This window comes from Streptomyces sp. BRA346, assembly GCF_052851135.1.
The window spans coordinates 129433-150019 of record NZ_JAIWIH010000019.1; the positions used below are offsets into that span (position 1 = coordinate 129433).

21 protein-coding genes and 2 pseudogenes are annotated in these 20587 nt (G+C 71.9%); 2 read left to right on the plus strand and 21 right to left on the minus strand.

The annotated features are described in order from the left end of the window. Positions 1-73: 73 nt before the first annotated feature. Positions 74-910, minus strand: coding sequence for a translation elongation factor Ts (tsf, locus tag LCH29_RS22420; RefSeq protein WP_446463539.1), 837 nt, complete (start codon positions 908-910; stop codon positions 74-76). Positions 911-1009: 99 nt separating this feature from the next. After that, on the minus strand, positions 1010-1921 hold the full coding sequence (gene rpsB, locus LCH29_RS22425) for a 30S ribosomal protein S2 (RefSeq protein WP_446463540.1): 912 nt from the start codon (positions 1919-1921) through the stop codon (positions 1010-1012). 361 nt (positions 1922-2282) lie between these two features. Between rpsB and LCH29_RS22430 the strand changes: the two are divergent. Beyond that, a pseudogene (locus LCH29_RS22430) lies at positions 2283-2654 on the plus strand (peptidoglycan DD-metalloendopeptidase family protein); the annotation flags it as partial. A gap of 312 nt (positions 2655-2966) precedes the next feature. Here the strand turns inward: LCH29_RS22430 and LCH29_RS22435 are convergent. The 18 genes and pseudogenes from LCH29_RS22435 to proS all read right to left on the minus strand — a co-directional run bounded on the left by LCH29_RS22435 (position 2967) and on the right by proS (position 17710). Continuing rightward, the gene (locus LCH29_RS22435; protein ID WP_039941040.1) at positions 2967-3506 is read right to left on the minus strand and encodes a TetR/AcrR family transcriptional regulator; all 540 of its coding nucleotides are present in this window, start codon (positions 3504-3506) and stop codon (positions 2967-2969) included. Between the two features lie 103 nt (positions 3507-3609). Then, the gene (gene whiG, locus LCH29_RS22440; protein ID WP_123105557.1) at positions 3610-4443 is read right to left on the minus strand and encodes an RNA polymerase sigma factor WhiG; all 834 of its coding nucleotides are present in this window, start codon (positions 4441-4443) and stop codon (positions 3610-3612) included. A 129-nt stretch (positions 4444-4572) separates the two neighbouring features. Beyond that, positions 4573-5826: a DNA-processing protein DprA gene (gene dprA / locus LCH29_RS22445; RefSeq protein WP_446463541.1), complete on the minus strand. Its 1254-nt coding sequence runs from the start codon at positions 5824-5826 to the stop codon at positions 4573-4575. Next, positions 5826-7448 (minus strand): YifB family Mg chelatase-like AAA ATPase, encoded by a 1623-nt coding sequence (locus LCH29_RS22450; RefSeq protein ID WP_446463542.1) that lies wholly within the window; start codon positions 7446-7448, stop codon positions 5826-5828. The genes dprA and LCH29_RS22450 overlap by 1 nt, the downstream gene beginning before the upstream one ends. Then, the gene (locus tag LCH29_RS22455) at positions 7449-7808 is read right to left on the minus strand and encodes a YraN family protein (RefSeq protein ID WP_446463543.1); all 360 of its coding nucleotides are present in this window, start codon (positions 7806-7808) and stop codon (positions 7449-7451) included. A gap of 141 nt (positions 7809-7949) precedes the next feature. After that, positions 7950-8258, minus strand: a complete 309-nt coding sequence (locus tag LCH29_RS22460) for a DUF2469 domain-containing protein (protein WP_009714730.1) — start codon at positions 8256-8258, stop codon at positions 7950-7952. Between the two features lie 39 nt (positions 8259-8297). Continuing rightward, positions 8298-8816: an NUDIX hydrolase gene (locus tag LCH29_RS22465; RefSeq protein WP_446463544.1), complete on the minus strand. Its 519-nt coding sequence runs from the start codon at positions 8814-8816 to the stop codon at positions 8298-8300. Further along, the gene (gene lepB, locus LCH29_RS22470) at positions 8809-9564 is read right to left on the minus strand and encodes a signal peptidase I (protein ID WP_446463545.1); all 756 of its coding nucleotides are present in this window, start codon (positions 9562-9564) and stop codon (positions 8809-8811) included. Before lepB (LCH29_RS22470) ends, LCH29_RS22465 begins: the two co-directional genes overlap by 8 nt. 91 nt (positions 9565-9655) lie before the next feature. Next, the gene (lepB, locus tag LCH29_RS22475; protein WP_446463546.1) at positions 9656-10708 is read right to left on the minus strand and encodes a signal peptidase I; all 1053 of its coding nucleotides are present in this window, start codon (positions 10706-10708) and stop codon (positions 9656-9658) included. Beyond that, positions 10599-11700, minus strand: a pseudogene (gene lepB, locus LCH29_RS22480) (signal peptidase I); the annotation flags it as partial. The pseudogene lepB (LCH29_RS22480) and the gene lepB (LCH29_RS22475), both read right to left, overlap by 110 nt. Further along, positions 11693-12562 (minus strand): signal peptidase I, encoded by an 870-nt coding sequence (gene lepB / locus LCH29_RS22485; RefSeq protein ID WP_446463547.1) that lies wholly within the window; start codon positions 12560-12562, stop codon positions 11693-11695. The gene lepB (LCH29_RS22485) and the pseudogene lepB (LCH29_RS22480), both read right to left, overlap by 8 nt. Before the next feature lie 62 nt (positions 12563-12624). Further along, the gene (gene rplS, locus LCH29_RS22490) at positions 12625-12975 is read right to left on the minus strand and encodes a 50S ribosomal protein L19 (protein ID WP_123106328.1); all 351 of its coding nucleotides are present in this window, start codon (positions 12973-12975) and stop codon (positions 12625-12627) included. A gap of 133 nt (positions 12976-13108) precedes the next feature. After that, the gene (trmD, locus tag LCH29_RS22495; RefSeq protein WP_446463548.1) at positions 13109-13957 is read right to left on the minus strand and encodes a tRNA (guanosine(37)-N1)-methyltransferase TrmD; all 849 of its coding nucleotides are present in this window, start codon (positions 13955-13957) and stop codon (positions 13109-13111) included. Next, positions 13954-14505: a ribosome maturation factor RimM gene (rimM, locus tag LCH29_RS22500; protein ID WP_446463549.1), complete on the minus strand. Its 552-nt coding sequence runs from the start codon at positions 14503-14505 to the stop codon at positions 13954-13956. Before rimM ends, trmD begins: the two co-directional genes overlap by 4 nt. Positions 14506-14604: 99 nt before the next feature. Further along, complete coding sequence (locus LCH29_RS22505; protein WP_003958958.1) at positions 14605-14844, minus strand: RNA-binding protein; 240 nt, start codon at positions 14842-14844, stop codon at positions 14605-14607. A gap of 2 nt (positions 14845-14846) precedes the next feature. Next, positions 14847-15290 (minus strand): 30S ribosomal protein S16, encoded by a 444-nt coding sequence (gene rpsP / locus LCH29_RS22510; protein ID WP_009714739.1) that lies wholly within the window; start codon positions 15288-15290, stop codon positions 14847-14849. Positions 15291-15445: 155 nt separating this feature from the next. Then, on the minus strand, positions 15446-16039 hold the full coding sequence (locus tag LCH29_RS22515; RefSeq protein ID WP_009714740.1) for a hypothetical protein: 594 nt from the start codon (positions 16037-16039) through the stop codon (positions 15446-15448). Between the two features lie 255 nt (positions 16040-16294). Then, a complete protein-coding gene (gene proS, locus LCH29_RS22520; RefSeq protein WP_446463550.1) occupies positions 16295-17710 on the minus strand; it encodes a proline--tRNA ligase in 1416 nt (471 codons plus the stop codon). Between the two features lie 307 nt (positions 17711-18017). Here proS and LCH29_RS22525 point away from each other — a divergent pair, with 307 nt between their 5' ends. Next, on the plus strand, positions 18018-18863 hold the full coding sequence (locus tag LCH29_RS22525) for a methyltransferase domain-containing protein (RefSeq protein ID WP_446463551.1): 846 nt from the start codon (positions 18018-18020) through the stop codon (positions 18861-18863). Positions 18864-18952: 89 nt separating this feature from the next. On the opposite strand, the gene ffh is transcribed toward LCH29_RS22525, so the two are convergent. After that, positions 18953-20521, minus strand: a complete 1569-nt coding sequence (gene ffh, locus LCH29_RS22530) for a signal recognition particle protein (RefSeq protein WP_446463552.1) — start codon at positions 20519-20521, stop codon at positions 18953-18955. Positions 20522-20587 lie beyond the last annotated feature (66 nt).

Sequence of the window (20587 nt, forward strand, 5' to 3'; positions counted from 1 at the left end):
ACATCTGCGGCCGACCGGTTGACGGTTGGCTGCCTACGACCCTATCGGTGTCGCCGGTGTTTCGCTGCTCGGCTCAGACGCCGACGCGGAAACGGGCGAAGCGGGTCAGGGAGACGCCGGCCTCGTCCAGGACCTTCTGGACGCTCTTCTTGTTGTCCTTGGCGAACGCCTGGTCCACCAGGACGTTCTCCTTGAAGAAGCCGGTGACGCGACCCTCGATGATCTTCGGCAGGGCGCCCTCGGGCTTGCCCTCCTCGCGGGCGGTGGCCTCGGCGACGCGACGCTCGTTCTCGACCGTCTCGGCCGGGATCTCGTCACGGCTCAGGAACTTCGGCGCGAAGGCGGCGACGTGCTGCGCGACGTCCTTGGCGACCTCGGCGTTCTCCTTGTCCAGCTCGACCAGGACGCCGACCTGCGGCGGCAGGTCCGGGCTGGTGCGGTGCATGTACGCGGCGACGTAGCCGCCGGAGAACTGCGCGAAACGGTCGAGGACGATCTTCTCGCCGAGGGTCGCGTTGGCCTCGTCCACGAACGCCTGGACGGTCTTGCCGGCCTCGATCTCGGAGGCGAGCAGGGCGTCGAGGTCGGCCGGGACGGTCTTGGCGACGTGGGCGGCGATGGCGTCGGCGACGGCGACGAACTTGTCGCCCTTGGCCACGAAGTCGGTCTCGCACTTCAGCTCGACCAGCACGCCGGAGGTGTTGTCGTCGGCGATGAGGGAGACGACGGCACCGTTCTCGGCGCTGCGGCTCTCGCGCTTGGCCACGCCCTTCTGGCCCTTGACGCGAAGGATCTCGACGGCCTTGTCGACGCTGCCCTCGGCCTCGTCCAGCGCCTTCTTGCAGTCCATCATGCCGGCGCCGGTGAGCTCGCGGAGCTTCTTGACGTCAGCGGCGGTGAAGTTCGCCATGATCTGTGAATCTCTTCTCGAAAGTCGAAAGCTCTACGGGTGAACGACGGGGGCGGTGCCGTCCGCACCGTCCCCCGCCGTTGTACACCGTCTGAGTGGTCAGGCCTGCTCGGCGTCCGCGGCCGTGGCCTCGGCGGGCTTGGCGTCCTCGGCCGGAGCCTCGGCGGGCTTGGCGTCCTCGGCCGGCTTCTCGGCGGCGGCCTCGGCGGGCTTGGCCTCGGGCTCGTCGGCCTTCTTCTCACCCTCGAGCAGGTCGCGCTCCCACTCGGCCAGCGGCTCGCCCGCACCCTTGTCGGCCTTCTCGTCGCCGGTGGCGACGCCGGAGCGGGCGATGAGGCCCTCGGCGACGGCGTCGGCGATCACGCGGGTGAGCAGCGTGACGGAACGGATCGCGTCGTCGTTGCCCGGGATCTTGTAGTCGACCTCGTCGGGGTCGCAGTTGGTGTCGAGGATCGCGACCACCGGGATGCGGAGCTTGCGCGCCTCACCGACGGCGATGTGCTCCTTCTTGGTGTCCACGATCCAGACGGCGCTCGGCACCTTCTGCATCTCGCGGATACCGCCGAGGGTCTTCTCCAGCTTGGCCTTCTCGCGGGAGAGGACCAGGAGCTCCTTCTTGGTGAGGCCGGAGGCGGCCACATCCTCGAAGTCGATCTGCTCGAGCTCCTTCAGGCGCTGAAGGCGCTTGTAGACGGTCGAGAAGTTGGTCAGCATGCCACCCAGCCAGCGCTGGTTGACGTACGGCATGCCGACGCGGGTCGCCTGCTCGGCGATCGCCTCCTGCGCCTGCTTCTTCGTGCCGACGAACATGATGGAGCCGCCGTGGGCGACGGTCTCCTTGACGAACTCGTAGGCGCGGTCGATGTACGACAGCGACTGGAGCAGGTCGATGATGTAGATGCCGTTGCGCTCGGTGAAGATGAAGCGCTTCATCTTCGGGTTCCAGCGGCGGGTCTGGTGCCCGAAGTGGACGCCGCTCTCCAGCAGCTCCCGCATCGTGACGACGGCCATGGCCGTACTCCTTGAGGTACTCGGTTCCACGGCGGCCGGGCGGCCGCCGCTCCTGACGCCCCGGCGCGCCTGCCACGAACGAGGGCCCTGGTAGGGGGCTCGTCCGAGGACCGAGGGGCGCGGCCGCCGTGCTGCCGATACGTGCTCGGGGCGCGGGCGGCGGGGCGTGCGAAGTCGATCCGGTGACCCGGATCGCCATAAGAAGTGTACGGGACCCGTGCGGTGCCGGGTGACGGCGATATCCACAACCCGTGGGTAGTCCCCAATTCGCGTCCATGATCCACCGGATGCGGCGATTGGCTTCACCGTGGGTGACATGCGACGGCTTGGTGCGGTGTGGGCTCTGACCCTCTGCGTTCTGATGTTTCCCCTCCGGGCCCCGGCCGCGGTGGCGGCTCCGGGTTCCGACGGCCGGTCATGGCCGGTGGCGGGGCCGGAGGGGGCGTTGCGCCCTTCGGTGCTGAGGGCATGGCGGCCGCCGCCCGCGCCGTGGGCGGCGGGCCATCGCGGGGTCGATCTGGCGGCGCGGGCGGGGCAGGCGGTGCGGGCGGCGGCCGCGGGGCGGGTGAGCTTCGCGGGGCCGGTCGCGGGGCGCGGGGTGCTCACCATCGAGCTGTCCGGGACCGGCGACCCTCCGCTGCGGACGTCCTACGAACCGGTGCGGGCCACGGTGCCCGAGGGCGCGCGGGTGACGGCGGGGCAGGTGGTGGGGGTGATGGAGGCAGGGCCGTTCCACTGCCGGACGGGCTGTCTGCACTGGGGGCTGCGGCGCGGGGACCGCTATCTGGATCCGCTGTCGCTGCTGCCGCGGTCGATGCTGCGGGGCGGGCCGTCCCGGCTGCTGCCGGTCTTCGGCATCCCACCCGCGCAGGGGTCCGCGGCGGCCTCACCTCCGGGGGCCGCCGTGGCACGGCCACGCCTGGCGGCCGCTGCTTCCCCCACCGGGCCGTCGGACCTGGCACCGGCCGTGGGGCTGGCGGCCGCGGCCGCCTGGGCCGGGCACCGGCTGCGCGGCCGGGTCCGCCGGACGCCCGGCCGCGGGAGATCAGCCCCGTACGCCGCCCAGGGCCATGGCGACCGCCGCCTCCGTGATGCCCTCGGGGTCCTCGGCTGCTCCCAGCTCGATGCGGCGGACCGCGGCGTCCACGACGCCCTGGAGCAGCACCGCGGCCAGCCGGGGCTGCTGATGGCCGAGCGCACCGAGGGCCTCGACCACCATGCCGATCAGCCCGCCGTGGGCGGCGCGGATCTTCTCGCGCGCGCCCGCGTCCAGCTCACCGGCCGAGATCGCCACCACGGCACGGTGGCGGCGGTCGCCGACGAGAGCGAGCTGTCGGCGCACATATGCCTCGACCTTCGCCTCGGGCGTCCCGGCCTCCTCCATGGCGGCCTCGACCTCGGCGGCCCAGACCGGGAAGTCGACGGCGCACAACTCCTCGACCACGGCCGCGCGGGAACGGAAGTACTCATAGACGGACGAGCGGGCGAGGCCCGTGCGCTCGGCGAGTGCGGGGAAGGTCAACGCCTCCGTACCGCCCTCGGACAGCAAGGAGCGGGCGGCCTCCAGCAGGGCGCCGCGCTGCATCGTCCGGTGCTCGGCCACTGAGGCCGCTCGAATCCTGGGCACGTCACCACTCTACGGAGACGTCACGGTCACGTCACGACGGTGGCGGACCCGGCGGGACGATTCAGCGTCCGACGTCGGCGAGTTTCGCACGCAGCTGGAGCACGGACTTGGTGTGGATCTGGCTGACCCGGCTCTCGGTGACCCCGAGGACCTGGCCGATCTCGGCCAGCGTGAGCCCCTCGTAGTAGTAGAGCGTGACCACGGTCTTCTCCCGCTCCGGAAGGGTGTTGATGGCCCGGGCGAGCAGTCGGCGCAGCTCCCGGTCCTCGGCCACCTCGACCGGGTTGTCCGCGGCGGTGTCCTCCAGGGTGTCCATGAGGCTGAGCCGGTCGCCGCCCTCGCCGCCGACGTGCAGCAGCTCCTCCAGGGCGACCACGTTGGCCAGCGACAACTGGCTGAAGACCCCATGCAGTTCATCGACGCTGATGTCCATCTCGGCGGCGACCTCGGCCTCGGTGGGGGTGCGCCGCAGCGCCGCCTCCAGCGTGGCGTACGCCCGCTCGACCGCCCTGGCCTTCTGGCGGACCGAGCGCGGGATCCAGTCCAGCGCCCTCAGTTCGTCGATCATCGCACCGCGGATGCGGGTGATGGCGTAGGTCTCGAACTTGATGGCACGCTCGGGGTCGAACTTCTCGATGGCGTCGATGAGTCCGAAGACACCGGACGAGACGAAGTCGGCCTGCTCGACATTGGAGGGCAGCCCGACGCTGACCCGCCCGGCCACATATTTCACCAGCGGTGAGTAGTGCAGGATCAGCTGCTCCCGCAGCCGCCCGTCGCCCGTGGCTTTGTACGACCGCCACAGCTCGTCGAGCGAGGACGGTGCCGCGGGGCGCACCGCGCCGCGGGCAGCGGGCGGCGCCGCGCGGTCAGACCCGGAGATGTGCTGGGGCATTCGTCGCCTTGAGCCGTTCTGCCATGACATGGGTGAGGACGTACGCTTCCACCGGAAACCTTGTGAGCGTAGCGTGACTGCGGCGTCGCGGTATGCGAAGGGCAACGGCTCGGCGGTGTGCGGATACGGTCATCGCCTCAACCCTTTCACCCGATTGCCCCGATATGGGGGATCGCCTCGCCGTGTGACGTCACTACGGCGCGCGGGCGGCGCCAACTGCCAGCGGTCGCCATGGCGTTCGACGAAACCCAGGGCGAGCAGCTCGTAGAGCCGGCCCACGGCCTCTTCACAGCTCGTCCCGGAATCCCTGGCCACCTCACGTCCCTCGTTGCCGCCCTGTGCCGACAACGCTTCCAGCACCCGTGCCGTCACGGGATCGAGCAGGTCCCGCTCGACGAGGGGCCCTTCCCGGACAGGGGCGAGGTCCCCGATGCCGCCGATCAGCTCGACGACTTCGTCGGCGTCGGTGACCAGGACGGCCTCGCCGCGCAGCAGTTCGTGGACCCCCGCGGAAAGCCCGCTGGTGACCGGGCCGGGCACTCCCATGGTGGACCGGCCGAGCTGTTGTGCCCGGCGCGCGGTGACCAGCGATCCGCTGCGGTACTCGGCCTCGATGACGACCGTGCCGCGGGTGAGCGCGGCGATGACCCGGTTGCGCAGCACGAAGCGGCTGCGGGTGGGATGCACTCCGGGCGGCAACTCGGCCAGTACCAGCCCCTGTTCCGCGATGCGCTCGATCAACTCGGCGTGCCCCCGCGGATAGGGCGTGTCCACCCCGGAGGCGAGCACGGCGACGGTGGCCCCGCCCACGGCGAGCGCCCCGCGGTGCGCCGCGCCGTCCACTCCTTGGGCCGCGCCGGAGACCACCACCCAGCCCCGCTCGGCGAGCCCGGCGCCCATCGTCGCCGCGACATGCGCGCCATAGTCGCTGCACGCGCGGGCCCCCACCACCGCGGCCGAGCGCAGCGCCCACATGCGCAGCGACGCGGGGCCCCGCACCCATAACCCGACCGGGCGAGCGTCCCCGAGGTCGTCGAGCTGACCGGGCCACTCCATGTCCCCGGGGCAGACGAACCGCCCGCCGCGGGCGGCGATCAGGTCGAGGTCGGCTGCCGGGTCGAGGCCGTCGGCCCGCAGTGCGCATCCGGCCAGCCGCCGCGGGCCGGCCCCGGGCGGCGGCGGGGCCTCCCCGGTGAGCGCCCGCCGCAGCCCGACTGGTCCCAGTCGGCGCAGCCAGCGCCCCACCGCTTCGTCGCCGGGCTCCACGAGCCGGGTGAGGGCCGCGCGGGCGAGCCGCTCCTCGTCGTCCACGCGCGGCCCGGGGTCCATGGCGGGTGGCATCCCGGGCGCCGCGGCCGGGCCTCCCGCCGGGCAGACGGCCATCAGTACTCCCCCGCGCCGACCGGCACCGCGCGGGCCACTCCGGTGCGCAGCTGGAGGGCCTGGGCGATGTCCGGCGCCAGCGGCCGGTCGTGCCCGGCGAGGTCGGCGACGGTCCAGGCGACCCGCAGCACCCGGTCCAGGCCGCGGGCGGTGAGCAGCCCGCGCTCCATGTCGCGCTCGGCCTCGCGGAGCGCCCCGGGGCAGGCCTGCCAGCGGGTGCGCAGCTCATGGCCCGGCACCTCGCTGTTCAGCTGCCAGGGGGTGTCCGCGAGGCGCGCGGCGGCCCGCTCCCTCGCCTCGCGCACGCGGGTCGCGACCGAGGCGGTGCTCTCCGCCCCGCCGCCCGCCCCGGTCAGCTCGGCCCGGCTCACCGCCTCGACGCGGACGCGCAGGTCGACCCGGTCCAGCAGCGGGCCGGAGAGCCGCGACTGGTAGCGGCGGACCATCGAGGGCGAGCATTCGCAGCCGTCCCCCATCAGCCCGTGGCGCCCGCAGGGGCAGGGGTTGGCGGCCAGCATGAGGAGGAAGCGCGCGGGCATGCGCATCATGCCCGCGGAGCGGGCGACCACCACATGGCCCGATTCCAGGGGCTGCCGCAGGGCGTCCAGCGCCCGGCCGCTGAACTCGGGCGCCTCGTCCAGGAAGAGCAGCCCCCGGTGGGCGAGGGAGACCGCGCCCGGCCGCGGCAGCCCGTTGCCGCCGCCGACCAGGGCGGACATGGTCGCCGAGTGGTGCGGTGCGCAGTACGGGGGCGTCTGCACCAGGGGCTCGCCCGGTGGCAGCACCCCGGCCACCGAGTGCACGGCGGTGACCTCCAGCGCCTCCTGCCGGGTGAGCGGCGGCAGCAGCCCGGGCAGCCGCTCGGCGAGCATGGTCTTGCCCGCGCCCGGCGGCCCGACGAGGAACAGATGGTGGCCCCCGGCGGCGGCGACCTCCAGCGCGGTGCGCGCGGCCCGCTGTCCGGCGACCTCGGCCAGATCGGGCCGCCCCGTCCCGGTCCCGGGGAGCGCGGCCACCCCGGTGCCCATGCCCGCGCCGGGCATGGTGAGCCCGGCGAGCATCGGGTCGGGCCGCCCGGCCTCCAGCGGCTCGTCCTCCTCGGGCACCGGTTCGTCGGTGAGGACCGCGATCAGCTGGCGCAGGCTCCGCACCCCGAGCACCGAGACGCCCGGGACCAGGGAGGCCTCGGCCGCGGTCTGCTCCGGGACGACGACCTCCCGGTATCCGGCCTCGGCGGCCGCGAGCACGGCGGGCAGCACCCCGCGCACGGGCCGGACCCGGCCGTCCAGGCCCAGCTCCCCGATCATCATCAGATCGGCGATCTCCCGCGGGTCGATGCGCTCGGAGGCGCCGAGCACCGCGCAGGCCACGGCCAGGTCGAAGCCGCTGCCGCCCTTGGGGACGGACGCCGGGCTGAGCCCGACCGTGAGCTTCTTCTGCGGCCAGGCGGCTCCCGAATTGACCACGGCGGCGCGGACCCGGTCCCGGCTCTCCACGAGGGATTTGTCGGGCAGGCCGACCAGGGTGAAGGCGGCCACGCCGGGCTCCAGATCGGCCTGGACCTCGACCACCACGCCCTCGACCCCGACGAGCGCGACCGAGCAGGTGCGGGCGAACCCCATTCAGGCCACCCCCCGCAGATGCTCGACCACGGGCGCGCCGCGCCGCGGCAGCACCACGCCCACCAGGTCGATCCGCACGCCTCCCGGCGGCGGCCCGCCGTGCCGCTCCAGCCAGCGCTCGGCGAGCCGGCGCAGCCGGGCGGTCTTGCCGGGCCTGACCGCCGCCGTCGGAGGTTCGTAGCCCTCCGCGCGACGCGTCTTGACCTCGCACACGACCAGCGCCCCGGCATCCAGCGCGACGATGTCGATCTCGCCGTCCCGGCACCGCCAATTGCGCTCCAGGACGATCATACCGGCCTCGGCCAGCCGTCGCGCCGCCAGATCCTCGCCGTAGCGGCCCAGTGCTCCCCGGGCGTTCATTCGGCACCACCTCCGGCACCGACTGTGACCCGCCCGCCCCGATTTCAGGGATCTTGGTGGATTTCTGTGGACGGCCCGGCGCGGGTGGACAACTCGGCCACCCGGAAGAGTGAGCCGACCCCCGAGAGTCAGCCCGGCGGGTCAGCCCCCCGGAAGATCGAGGTCGCTCTTGTTCAGCTCCTCGATATTCACGTCCTTGAACGTGAGCACGCGTACCTGCTTGACGAACCGCGCCGGTCGGTACATGTCCCAGACCCAGGCGTCCGCCATCGACACCTCGAAGAAGACCTCACCCTGGACCGAGTGCACCTGCATCTCGTAGTCGTTGGTGAGATAGAAGCGGCGCTCGGTCTCGATCACATATTTGAACAGACCGACGACATCGCGGTACTCCCGGTAGAGCTTCAGCTCCATCTCGGTCTCGTACTTCTCGAGGTCCTCGGCGCTCATGGCATGTTCCCCTTCAGCCGTGCGTCCCCCCATTGTGCGTCAGACGCGCTCAGTCTCCAGGATCACCGGTGTACTGGGCGGTCCCTCGTCGAGCAGCGTACGCAACAGTTCGACGAGCCGGGTCGGGTACACCGGCTCGGTCGCCCCGGCCAGCTCCTCCAGCGTCCACCAGCGCAGCCCGGTCACGCTGCGCCGCTCCAGCTCCGTCAGCCCCTCCGGGCGGGTCGTGGTCTGCTCTGTACGGGCCAGGTAGTACCACTCGTCCTGGTCCCAGCGGCGGCCGAAGAACGGGAAGGAGCAGGTGCGCCGCCACAGCAGCGGGCCGAGGCGGACATCGGTGATCCCGGTCTCCTCCGCCAGCTCGCGCAGGGCGGCCTGCTCCCGGCTCTCGTCACCCTCCAGCCCACCGCCCGGAGTGAACCACCAGGTCAGCGAGGGGTCGTCCGGTTCGAAGCCGTGCAGCAGCAGGATCCGGTCCGCCGGGTCGAGCAGCACCACCCGGGCGACCTTCCGCAGCGGCGTCACATCCGCACCGGTCCCACCGGTCCCGTCAGCCACTGGCCGCCACCTTCTCCCGCGTCTCGTTCCGCCGGGTGGTGCCGCCCCCCATCCGGCGCGCGACCGGCCCGTAGGCCGCACCTCCCAGGATGAGCACGGCACCGGTCAGAACCGAGACCGAAACGAGCCGGAGCGGACCGGGCTGGGAGACCCCGCCCGGCAGCTCCTTGAACACCTCCGGGCGCCCCATCATGCCGAAGGACCCCAGCGGCCAGGCGGTGGCGTCCACCCGGGCCGTCACGGCGTCCGCGGGGACGGCTCCGTGGCTGCTGTCGGTGAGGTGCACCCGGGAGTCGAGGGAGTCGCTGCGGTGGTCGCCCATGAGGAACAGGCGCCCCTTGGGCACGGTGGTGGAGAACCGGGTCATCGAGGCCGGTTCCTTGGCCTGAAGATACGGTTCTTCGAGTGTCTTGCCGTCCACAGTGATGCGGTTCTGCTTGTCGCAGCACACGACCTTGTCCCCGCCGACGCCGATGACCCGCTTCACCATGGGCAGGGCGCCCCAGATCTCGTCCTGGAAGACGACCACATCGCCGCGGCGCACCTCACCGCCGTCGATGCGCTCCGCGAGCACCCGGTCGCCCTTGCCGATGGTCGGCGACATCGAGTCCGTGGGGACGCTGTACGGCTTGTAGAGCACCGCGCCCCAGGCGAAGCCGCCCAGGAACAGCACACAGCCGACCGCCACCGCCAGCCCGGACAGCACGGCGCCCAGCCTGCTGCCCCCCGCACCTCGGGCATCGCTCATTCCAGTGCTCCCACCGTGTCCAGCAGACATAGAAGGTCATGTTCCACATGCCCTGTGGCACGGGATCGCACCTTACCCGCGGTACGGGGGGTCAGTCAGCCGTCCCCCGCACCTTCGCCTCCCGCCTGCGACGACGCCACAGCACGATCGGCACCGCGCCCGCGAGCCCGAGCGCCGAGGGGGCCATGGAGGCCGCCGCGCTCAGTCCCGGCTGGTCGAAGGTGTCCGGGATCGACAGGGCGGACCAGCGGTTGACCGGCCAGGCGACCACGATGGCGCGCCCGACGACGTCGTCCACCGAGACCGTGCCGTTGTGCAGGTTCTGGTGGTAGCGGGAGTCCAGCGAGTCCTGGCGGTGGTCGCCCATGACCCAGATCCGGTCCTTGGGCACCGTGACCGGGCCGAACGGCTTCTCGTCACAGGGGGTGTTCCCGGGGAAGATGTACGGCTCGTCCAGCGCCTTGCCGTTGACCTTCACCTTGCCGCCGCGCTTGCACGAGACCGTGTCCCCGCCGACCGCGATCACGCGCTTGATCAGGTCCTTCTCATCGGCGGACGGCATCAGGCCGACGCGGCTGAGCGCCTCCTGGATGCCCTCGGCGATGGGGCCCGAGTCCTGCGTCGGGGTTTCTCCGAGCCAGCCGCCCGGGTCGTGGAAGACGACCACCTCGCCGCGCTCCGGCTTCGAGCCGAACCAGGGGGTGAGCTTGTCCACCAGCACCCGGTCGCCCCGCTGGAGCGTGTTCTGCATCGAGTCGGACGGGATCGAGAACGCCTGCACCAGGAAGGTCTTGATCAGCAGCGCCAGCACCAGCGCGATGAAGATCAGGATCGGCAGCTCCTTCCAGAAGGAGCGCGCCTTCCGCCCCTTCGCGGGCCGCCGCCCGCCGCCGGGCTGCTTGCTCTCCTCCTCGGAGCCGCTCTCCCGCTCCGCACCGGCCCCGGGCCCCGGCGGGGGCGGACCGGTGGGTCCGGAAGGGCCGGAGGGCGGCGTATCAGCCGATTCCGCCGTGGGCGCGCCTCCCGGTGCCGGGGACGCCCCGGACGCTTCCGGTGCCTGGTCCGCGGTCCCCTCTCCCCTCGTCCCGGGTCGCCTCTCGGGCTCTTCGTGACCGGATCGGGCGCCGACCGCCAAGTCCCCCACATTCACTCCTCACGCCGCTGCCGCCTGCTCCACGAACGGCGCAGGCCCACCACTCCCATAACGAGCGGGAGTTCCGCAGGGGTCGGGAGCTGGATCATTCCTTGCTGATCCATGGGGGACAGCCTATGCGGCGCACCGCTCACCTGTGTCGCCCCACTCGGCGCGTCCCGCACGGACGCGTATGTTCCGGGCTCCTCCAGCTGTCGCATGTGGCCGAACGGCCATGCGATCACCACCGCGCGGCCCACCACGCTCTCGTCCGCGACGGTGCCCTGGTAGGACTCGTCGAGGTGCACCCGGGAGTCCGCCGAGTTGGACCGGTGGTCGCCCATCATGAACATCCGCCCCGCGGGGACCGTCACCTTGAACTTGCGCTGCGACGGCGCGTTCCCCGGGTAGAGATACGACTCGTTCAGCGGAGTCCCGTTGACCGTGACCCTGCCGTTCCCGTCACAGCATGCCACCGTGTCGCCGCCGACCGCGACCACCCGCTTGATCAGGTCCTGCTCGTCCGACGAGGGCAGCAGACCGATGAAGGTCAGGAACTCCTTGCCCTGCTTGATGACCGGCGGATCCTCCTCGGGCGGCTTCCGCTCGTCCTCCAGCCAGCCGCCGGGGTCCTTGAACACCACCACGTCCCCGCGGGTCGGCTTGGAGCCGAACCACGGGGTGAACTTGTCGACCAGCACCCGGTCGCCGATCTTGATCGTCTGCTCCATCGAGCCGGATGGGATCACGAACGCCTGCACCAGGAAGGTCTTGAGAACCAGCGCGATCACCAGCGCCACACCGATCAGGATCGGTATCTCCCGCACGGCGGAACGGCGTCGCCTGCGCTTGATCCGCTGCTGCACCCGGCGCCGCTCCGCGCGCGTGGCGAGCCGGCGCTGCCCCGGCTCGCGCTCCGGCGCGGCGGGGGTGGTGCCAAGGCCGAGGCCCGCCCGGCGGGTGCCGGAGCGGGCCCCGGAGCGGGGACGTCCGCGGCTACCCATGCGCACCGCCCCGGACCGCGCCCGGCGCCCCGCCGGGCCCGGGGACGTGCGCGAAGACCTCAGGGCCCCGGATGCGGGACCACCGGCCGAACGGCCAGCCGATCCAGTCGGCCCGCCCGATCACCTGGTCCACGGGGACGGTGCCGCCGCCCGGCTCGCCGAGGTGGTCGCGGGAGTCCCGGGAGGCGCTGCGATGGTCGCCCATCACCCACAGCCGCCCTTCGGGAACGACGGTGTCGAACGGCACCTGGGAGGGGGTGTCCCCGGGGTACAGGTAGTCCTCGTTCACGGGCCGGCCGTTCACCTCGATCCTCCCCCGCTTGTCGCAGCAGATGACCCGGTCACCGCCGACGCCCACCACGCGCTTGATGTAGTCGGTCTCGGCGGGCTCGGCGAGGCCGACCGCCGCGGCCGCCTTGCGCAGCACACCGGTCACCGGGTTCCCGGCCGCCCCCTCCTGGAGGAAGGAGCCGGTGCCGTCGAAGACGACAACGTCGCCGCGGCGCGGATCGTCCCCGAAACGGTATGCGAGCTTGTTCACCAGCACCCGGTCCCCGGGGCGCAGGGTGGTCTCCATGGAGCCGCTGGGGATCTGGAACGGCTGCACCACGAACCCGCTCACCAGCAGCACCAGCGCCATGGAGACCGCCGCGAGGAGTGCGGCCCGCCGCCACGGCCGGGCGCCGGGCGCCCCCGTCCGCGGGCGGGGATCGGCGGGGGGCTGGTCCGCGGAGGGCTCCTCCGCGGGAGGCTGCTCCGCCGGGGGCCCCTCCGGGGCATGCGAAGAGCGCGATCGCTCCTCGTGCTCCGGGTCGGAACAGGAGGAGCGATCGCGCTCCGCGAGCCGTCCTTCGATGTCCATCGGGCGAGAGCCTATCCGGCCCGGCCGGGACATCCGACGGGAGCTCAAGTGTCGAGCAAAACTCAGCTGGTGCGCTTCTCCTTGATCTTCGCGGCCTTGCCGCGGAGGTCACGCAGGTAGTACAGCTTCGCACGGCGCACGTCACCGCGGGTGACGACCTCGATCTTCTCGACGATCGGGGTGTGCACCGGGAAGGTGCGCTCGACGCCGACGCTGAAGCTCACCTTGCGGACGGTGAAGGTCTCCCGCACGCCGGAGCCCTGGCGGCGGATGACGACGCCCTTGAACTGCTGGACACGCGAGCGGTTGCCCTCGATGACGCGGACGTGGACGTTGACCGTGTCGCCGGGGCGGAAGGTCGGGATGTCGCTGCGCAGCGACGCGGAGTCGACGTTGTCGAGCAGGTGAGACATGATCGTCTGCTTTCTTCGCTGATGCCACAGGTCATCAGCGGCATATCGGAATGTTGATTCGGAGTGCCGCCCTCATCGGGTGAGCGTCGGTCCCCCTGTGGCAGGGGCGCACGCCCGGACGTACGGCAGCGGCCTATTCTTCCACGGCCCGGTGTGGCCGCCCAAATCGGGCCCGTCCCCCGGTTTCGCCCGCCCCCGGCAGCTCCTCCCAGCCGAGCTCGGCCAGGAGCGCGCGGTCGTGCTTGTCGAGCGTCGCCGGGTCGCAGCGTTCGATCAGATCGGGGCGGTGGGCGCTGGTACGGCGGAATGCCTCGTCCCTGCGCCACCGGGCGATCTTGCCGTGATGGCCGCTGACCAGCACCTCCGGAATGCCCCGGCCGCGCCACTCGGGGGGCTTGGTGTAGACGGGCCCCTCCAGCAGATCGGCCATCGCGCCGGGAGCGAAGGAGTCGTCCTGGTACGACTCGGCGTTGCCCAGCACACCGGGCAGCAGCCGGGCGACGGCCTCGGTGATCACCAGGACCGCGGCCTCGCCGCCCGCCAGGACGTAGTCGCCGATGGAGACCTCGTGGATCTCCAGCCGCTCCCCGTACTCCTCGATCACCCGCCGGTCGATGCCCTCGTAGCGCGCCGGTGCGAAGACCAGCCAGGGGCGTTTCGACAGTTCCACCGCGAGGGTCTGGGTGAACGGGCGGCCGCTCGGGGTGGGCACCACCAGCGTCGGCTTGGGCAGCCCCTCGCCCTCGCCCTCGCCCGACGCGATGATCGCGTCCAGCGCCTCGCCCCAGGGCTCGGGCTTCATGACCATGCCGGGGCCGCCGCCGTACGGGGTGTCGTCCACCGTGTTGTGCCGGTCGTGCGTCCAGGAGCGCAGGTCGTGCACGCGGACGTCGAGCACGCCGCGGGCGCGCGCCTTGCCGACCAGCGAGACGTTCAGCGGCTCCAGGTACTCCGGGAAGATCGTGACGACGTCGAGCCTCATGACGACGGCTCCTCACGGCCGGTGGCGATCTCCGCCTCGGCCTCGTCCAGCAGTCCCGGCGGCGGGTCGACGACCGCGCGCTGCTCCTCCAGGTCGATCTCCGGCACCATCTCGGAGACGAACGGGATCATCACCTCTCGGCCGTCGGGCCGCTTCACGATCAGCAGGTCCTGGTACGGCAGATGGGAGATCTCGGAGATCCGGCCGACCGCCGTGCCGTCCACGGTGACCACGTCGAGGTCGATCAGCTGGTGGTCGTAGAACTCCTCGGGGTCCTCGGGAACCTCTTCGGGGTCGACCTCCGCGATGAGCAGCACGTTGCGCAGCGCCTCCGCGCCCGTACGGTCCCGCACCCCCTCGAAGCGCAGCAGCAGCCGGCCGCTGTGCACCCGGCCGGTCTCGATGGTCAGCGGTCCGGCCGACGCGGGCTCGGTGACCAGCACGGCGCCCGGACCGAGCCTCAGCTCGGGCTCGTCCGTGCGCACCTCGACGGTGACCTCACCCTTGATGCCATGGGCACGGCCGATCCGCGCGACAACCAACTGCACGATGCATGTCCCTTTCCCGCACACGGGCCTTCACGCACACGGGCCGGGGACGGCCCGAAGCCCTCCCCGGCCCGTGCCGGTGCTCCTCTTGATCGCCTCTCAGCTGACCTGATCCACGTCGACGAGGTCGACGCGGATCCCACGGCCGCCGATGGCGCCCACGACGGTGCGCAGCGCGCGGGCGGTGCGACCGTTCCGGCCGATCACCTTGCCCAGGTCATCAGGGTGGACCCGGACCTCGAGCACGCGCCCGCGACGCAGGTTGCGCGAGGCGACCTGCACGTCGTCGGGGTTGTCGACGATGCCCTTCACCAGGTGCTCGAGGGCTTCCTCGAGCATCCTCAGGCCTCGGTCGACGCGGTGGACTCAGCAGCCTCGGCCGCCTCGTCCGACTTCTTCTCGGACTTCTTCGCCTTCGGGGTGATGGCCTCACCCTTCGGCTCGTCACCGGCGTCCTTGGCCGCGGCCTCGAACAGGGCGCGCTTGTCGGCCTTCGGCTCGGCGACCTTCATCGGAGCCGGGGCGGGCAGGCCCTTGAACTTCTGCCAGTCGCCGGTGACCTTCAGGATGGCGAGCACCGGCTCGGTCGGCTGGGCGCCGACCTTCAGCCAGTGCTGCACGCGGTCCGAGTCGACCTCGATGCGCGACGGGTTCTGCACCGGGTGGTACAGGCCGATCTCCTCGATGGCCCGGCCGTCACGGCGGGTACGGGAGTCGGCGACGACGATGCGGTAGTGAGGCGAACGGATCTTGCCCAGACGCTTCAGCTTGATCTTGACTGCCACGGGAGTGGTGTCTCCTGGTCTTGACGTGGTTGAGCACTGCGAAGTGCCGCGTGGGGTTGCGGTACCCGAGTGCCCGATGGACGCGTCAGCCGGAGGAGAGAGGGGTCCTGGTCGGCTGTCGAGTACAGCGGACCATTCTGCCACACCGTGACCGGTCAGCCGACCGCGGCCACCGCGTCCGGGATCCGGAACGGCTTCCCGCAGCCACCGCACATGATCGGCGCCTGGGCCAGCACCGACGGAACGACGCGGACGTTGCGCCCGCAGTCGCACACCGCCTTGACCCGGACGCCACCCCCGGACGAACCGTGCCGTGCCGCGGGGCCGCGGAAGGCGCGGGAGGTCTCGGCGGCGGTCGCGACGGTGTGCGCCTTGAGGGCGCGGTGCAACCGGTCGATCGTGGTGCGATAGCGCTTTCTCGCCTCGGGACTGAGGGTGACCAGCGAGAAACCGCTGCTGGGATGCGGCTCCTCGGAGTGGTCGAGCCCCAGCTCCTCGGCGATCGCCAGGAACCGGCGGTTGTGGTAGCGGCCGGCGCGCGAGGTGTCACGGACACCGCGGGCTGCGGCGATGCCATGGACTGCCTCGTGCAGCAGCCGTTCGAAGGAGAGCTCGGCGCCACACGCGGACGACGACTCTCCGATCAGCGATTCGGGCGCGGCGAGATCTGGCAGCTCGGGGTGGTGCCGTTGAATATCGGCCCACGCCTGTGCCAGCTCTGCGGCGAGTACAGGTGGTGTCGTGCTCACGTCGTGCTAACGAGCAGGAGCCGCCCGGTGTTCCGATTCCGGGGCATCTCAAATAATTTGCACGTACCAGTCAGTTCAGCGCTGATGCGTCGCGACGAGGGCGGGTGCGCACATGCGTGGATGAGCCGCCCACGGCGCACCAAGGCGGTACGTACCACCTCGTACGGCCCGTACGGCTCGTCCGTAGACACCGGCCCGCCCGAGGCCACCGGCTCGCGGACCCCGCGTCACCCGGACACGGCTCGGAGCCGCCGCTCAATAGGCGCGCGCCACATAGGCGACGTTACCTGGCGCGTCATCGGCGTCCGGCACCGCCCCGTCCTCGGTGACGAGGCACCGTACGGACACCGCCCGCTCGGCGAGCGCGGCCTCGCCCTCCGGGCCCAGGTCGGCCCACCGGATGCGCGCCCAGCCGCCCGTGGCCGCCGCCTCCGCGGCCTCGTCCACGGTCCGCGCCTCCACCGTGCGCGCCGTGCGGCGCTCCCGCGCCTGGCGCAGCAGCAGCGCCTGGTCCTCCTCCAGCGCCTTCGGCACGGCCTCGGCCAGCAGGTCGGTGCGCACCGGTTCCTTGCCGCCCGGGATCCGCCGGGCGAGCGTGGCGGTACCGGCCTCCAGATCGCGCGGGCCGATCTCGACGCGCACCGGTACGCCCCGCAGCTCCCAGTCGACGGCGCGGCGGCCGAAGGGGATGTCGGCGCGGTCGTCGACGTGGACCCGGACACCCGCCGCCGCCAGCCGGTCGCCCGTCTCGCGGACCGCGGCCAGCACCGCGGGGTCGCCCTTGACCGCGAGGACGACGGCCTGGACCGGGGCCAGCCGGGGCGGCAGCCGCAGCCCGTCGTCGTCGCCGTGCATCATCACCAGCGCGCCGACCATGCGGGTCGTGCTGCCCCAGGAGGTCTGCCAGACCAGCTCCTGCTCGCCGTCCCGGGACAGATAGCGGGTGTTGAAGGCGCGGGCGAAGTTCTGGCCCAGCTCATGGCTGGTGCCCAGCTGGAGCGCCTTGCCGTCGCCCATCATCCCTTCGAGGGTGAGGGTGTTGACGGCGCCCGCGAAGCGCTCCCGGGCGGTCTTGCGGCCCAGCACGACGTCCATGGCGAGCACGTTCTCCATGAAGTCGGCGTAGACGTCGCGGTGGATGCGGGCGGCGAACTCCCGGGCGTCCTCGTACGTGGCATGGGCGGTGTGGCCCTCCTGCCAGAGGAATTCGGTCGTTCGCAGGAACAGCCGGGGCCGCAGCTCCCAACGCACCACATTGGCCCACTGGTTGATCAGCAGTGGCAGATCGCGGTAGCTCTGCACCCACTTCGAGAAGTACTCGTTGACGATCGTCTCGGAGGTGGGCCGGACCACCACCGGCTCCTCCAGCTCCTTGCCGCCGCCATGGGTGACGACCGCGAGCTCGGGCGCGAAACCCTCGACGTGCTCGGCCTCCCGCGTCAGATACGACTGCGGGATGAAGAGGGGGAAGTACGCGTTCTGGACGCCCGCCGCCTTGATGCGGGCGTCCAGGTCGCCCTGCATCCGCTCCCACAGCCCGTAGCCGTACGGTCGGATGACCATGGTGCCGCGCACCGGACCGTTCTCGGCCAGCTCGGCCTTGTTGATCACATCCTGGTACCAGCGCGGAAAGTCGTCCGCGCGCGGGGTGAGAACGGGTGCCTTGGCCATGCCGCCGATCGTACGGCGGCGGCGCGGCCGACCACGGCGAATTATCGCCGGGGCGGCCGCGGCGCCCCCGGGGCGGGCCCGGGAGCGGGGCGGACGTGACGGCGTGCGGGGGCGCACGGAGGGGGCACGCAAGCACGGCCGTGAAAGCTCTGGACGCGGGGACGGATGCGGAGTTCTCTGGCATACGGGGGTGGGACGCGACGAGCGGGTGTCCTGTGGAAGAGCCCGGCACCATCCACACGGCACCCCTGGCGCACAACGGCGGATCTGACGACGGCACTGCTCTTCGCTGATTGGGGCCCTTTCGATGACATCTACGCTCGTACGGCGGCGCCGCCCGCACCCCTCCCCGCCGCGCACGGCGGACCCCCACGACCGCGCCCGCGACTGGGCGGAGATCCAGGAGCGGATGCTGGTGCCGCTGTACGAGGCCGTGTACGAACGGCTGGACGTCGGCGCCGGAACGCGGCTGCTGGGCCTGGGCTGCGGCTCGGGGCTCGCCCTCCTCATGGCGGCCGGACGCGGCGCGGACGTCTGCGGGGTCGACACGGACGAGCCGCGCCTCGCGCTGGCGCGGGAGCGGCTGGCCGACCCGGTGCGGCTGGGGCCCGGCGGCCCGGAGTCCGCGTGCGCGCGGGAGGCGGCGGGGACGTCCGGCTTCACGGTGGTGACGGCCTTCGAGCCGCTGCCCGCCCTGGCGGCGGGCGGTCCCGGCGGGCTCGCCGCGGCGGCGTCCTCCCTCACGGCGGCCGCGGCGCTCGCGCAGCGCGGCGGCGCTGTGGTGCTGGCCGGGTGGGGCCCGCCGGAGCGGTGCGCCACCTCGTCGGTGCTGCGGGTGGGCGCCCGGCTCGCCGACCCGATGTGCGCCCCGGCGCGCTGGCGGCCGTGCGGCCGGGACGACCTGGAGACGCTCGCGGAGCGGGCCGGGCTGCGGCCGGACGGATCGGGGCGGGTGGCCTGCCCGTTCGGGTACGCCGACCTGGACAGCGCGGTGCGCGGGCTGCTGTCGACGGGGCTGTTCGACGCGGCGGAGCGGGCGACCGATCCGCCGCAGGTGCGCAAGGAGGTGGCGGAGGCGCTGCATCCGTATCAGCGGGCTGACGGGACGGTGTGGATGCCGAACGTTCTGCGGTATCTGATCGCCCGGGCGTGAACGTGCGGGCCTGATCGTGCGAGTGCGCGGGCCCCTGCCGTCCGTGGCAAGGGCCCGCGCACCCGGTGCTCTGCGGGGCTGGGGGCGATTCAGCCCATGAACTTCTTGAACTCGTCGGGGAGTTCGAAGTCCTGGCCCTGGCCGCCCTGGCCGCCGCCGGGCATGCCGAACGCGCCGCCCTGCTGGCCCGCCTGCTCGCGGCGCGCCGCGGCGGCCTGCTCGTCGGCCTTCCGCTTCATCGGGTTGCCGCTGCGCTGCTTGCCCTTGACCTTCTTCTGCTGCTTGCCCTTGCGCTTGGCGCTGCCGCCGCCACCCGGCATGCCCGGCATCCCGGGCATCCCCGGCATGCCGCCGCCCTGGGCCATCTTCGACATCATCTTGCGCGCGTCGAAGAACCGCTCGACCAGGTTCTTGACCGCGCTCACCTCGACGCCGGAACCACGGGCGATACGGGCGCGGCGGGAGCCATTGATGATGTTCGGGTCCTGGCGCTCGCCCGGCGTCATCGACTTGATGATCGCGGCCGTGCGGTCGACGTCCTTCTCGTCCAGATTGTTGATCTGGTCCTTCATCTGGCCCATGCCCGGCAGCATGCCGAGCAGCTTGGAGATGGAGCCCATCTTGCGGACCTGCTCCATCTGCGCCAGGAAGTCGTCGAGCGTGAACTCCTTGGGGCCCTTCGCCAGCTTGGCCGCCATCTTCTCGGCCTCTTGCTGGCTGAAGGTCTGCTCGGCCTTCTCGATGAGGCTGAGCATGTCGCCCATGCCGAGGATGCGGGACGCCATGCGGTCCGGGTGGAACGCGTCGAAGTCGTCCAGCTTCTCGCCGTTGGAGGCGAACATGATCTGACGGCCGGTGACATGCGCGATGGACAGCGCGGCACCGCCGCGCGCGTCGCCGTCGAGCTTGGAGAGCACCACACCGTCGAAGCCGACGCCGTCGCGGAACGCCTCCGCGGTGTTCACCGCGTCCTGACCGATCATCGCGTCGACGACGAACAGGACCTCGTCCGGGCTGACCGCGTCACGGATGTCCGCGGCCTGACGCATCAGCTCCTCGTCGATGCCGAGGCGGCCGGCGGTGTCGACGATCACGACGTCGTGCTGCTTGGTGCGGGCGAACTCGACCGAGTCCTCGGCCACCTTCACCGGGTCGCCGACGCCGTTGCCCGGCTCCGGCGCGAACACCGCGACGCCCGCGCGCTCGGCGACCACCGAGAGCTGGTTGACCGCGTTGGGGCGCTGGAGGTCACACGCGACGAGCAGCGGGGTGTGGCCCTGCCCCTTCAGCCAGCGGCCGAGCTTTCCGGCGAGCGTCGTCTTACCGGCGCCCTGGAGACCCGCGAGCATGATGACCGTCGGGGGCTGCTTGGCGAAGCGGAGGCGGCGGGCGTCGCCGCCGAGGATGCCGATCAGCTCCTCGTTGACGATCTTGATGACCTGCTGGGCCGGGTTCAGCGCCTGGGAGACCTCGGCGCCGAGGCTGCGCTCCTTGACCTGCTTGATGAACGACCGTACGACGGGCAGCGCCACGTCGGCCTCGAGCAGGGCGATCCGGATCTCGCGCGCCGTGGCGTCGATGTCCGCCTCGGACAGGCGGCCCTTGCCCCGGAGGTTCTTGAAAGTCGCTGCGAGGCGATCGGAGAGGGTATCGAACACGGTGGTCGCGAATCCTTCGGTCGGATGTCGGGTCGGCGGTCGGCCTCCAAGGGTATCCGCACGTTG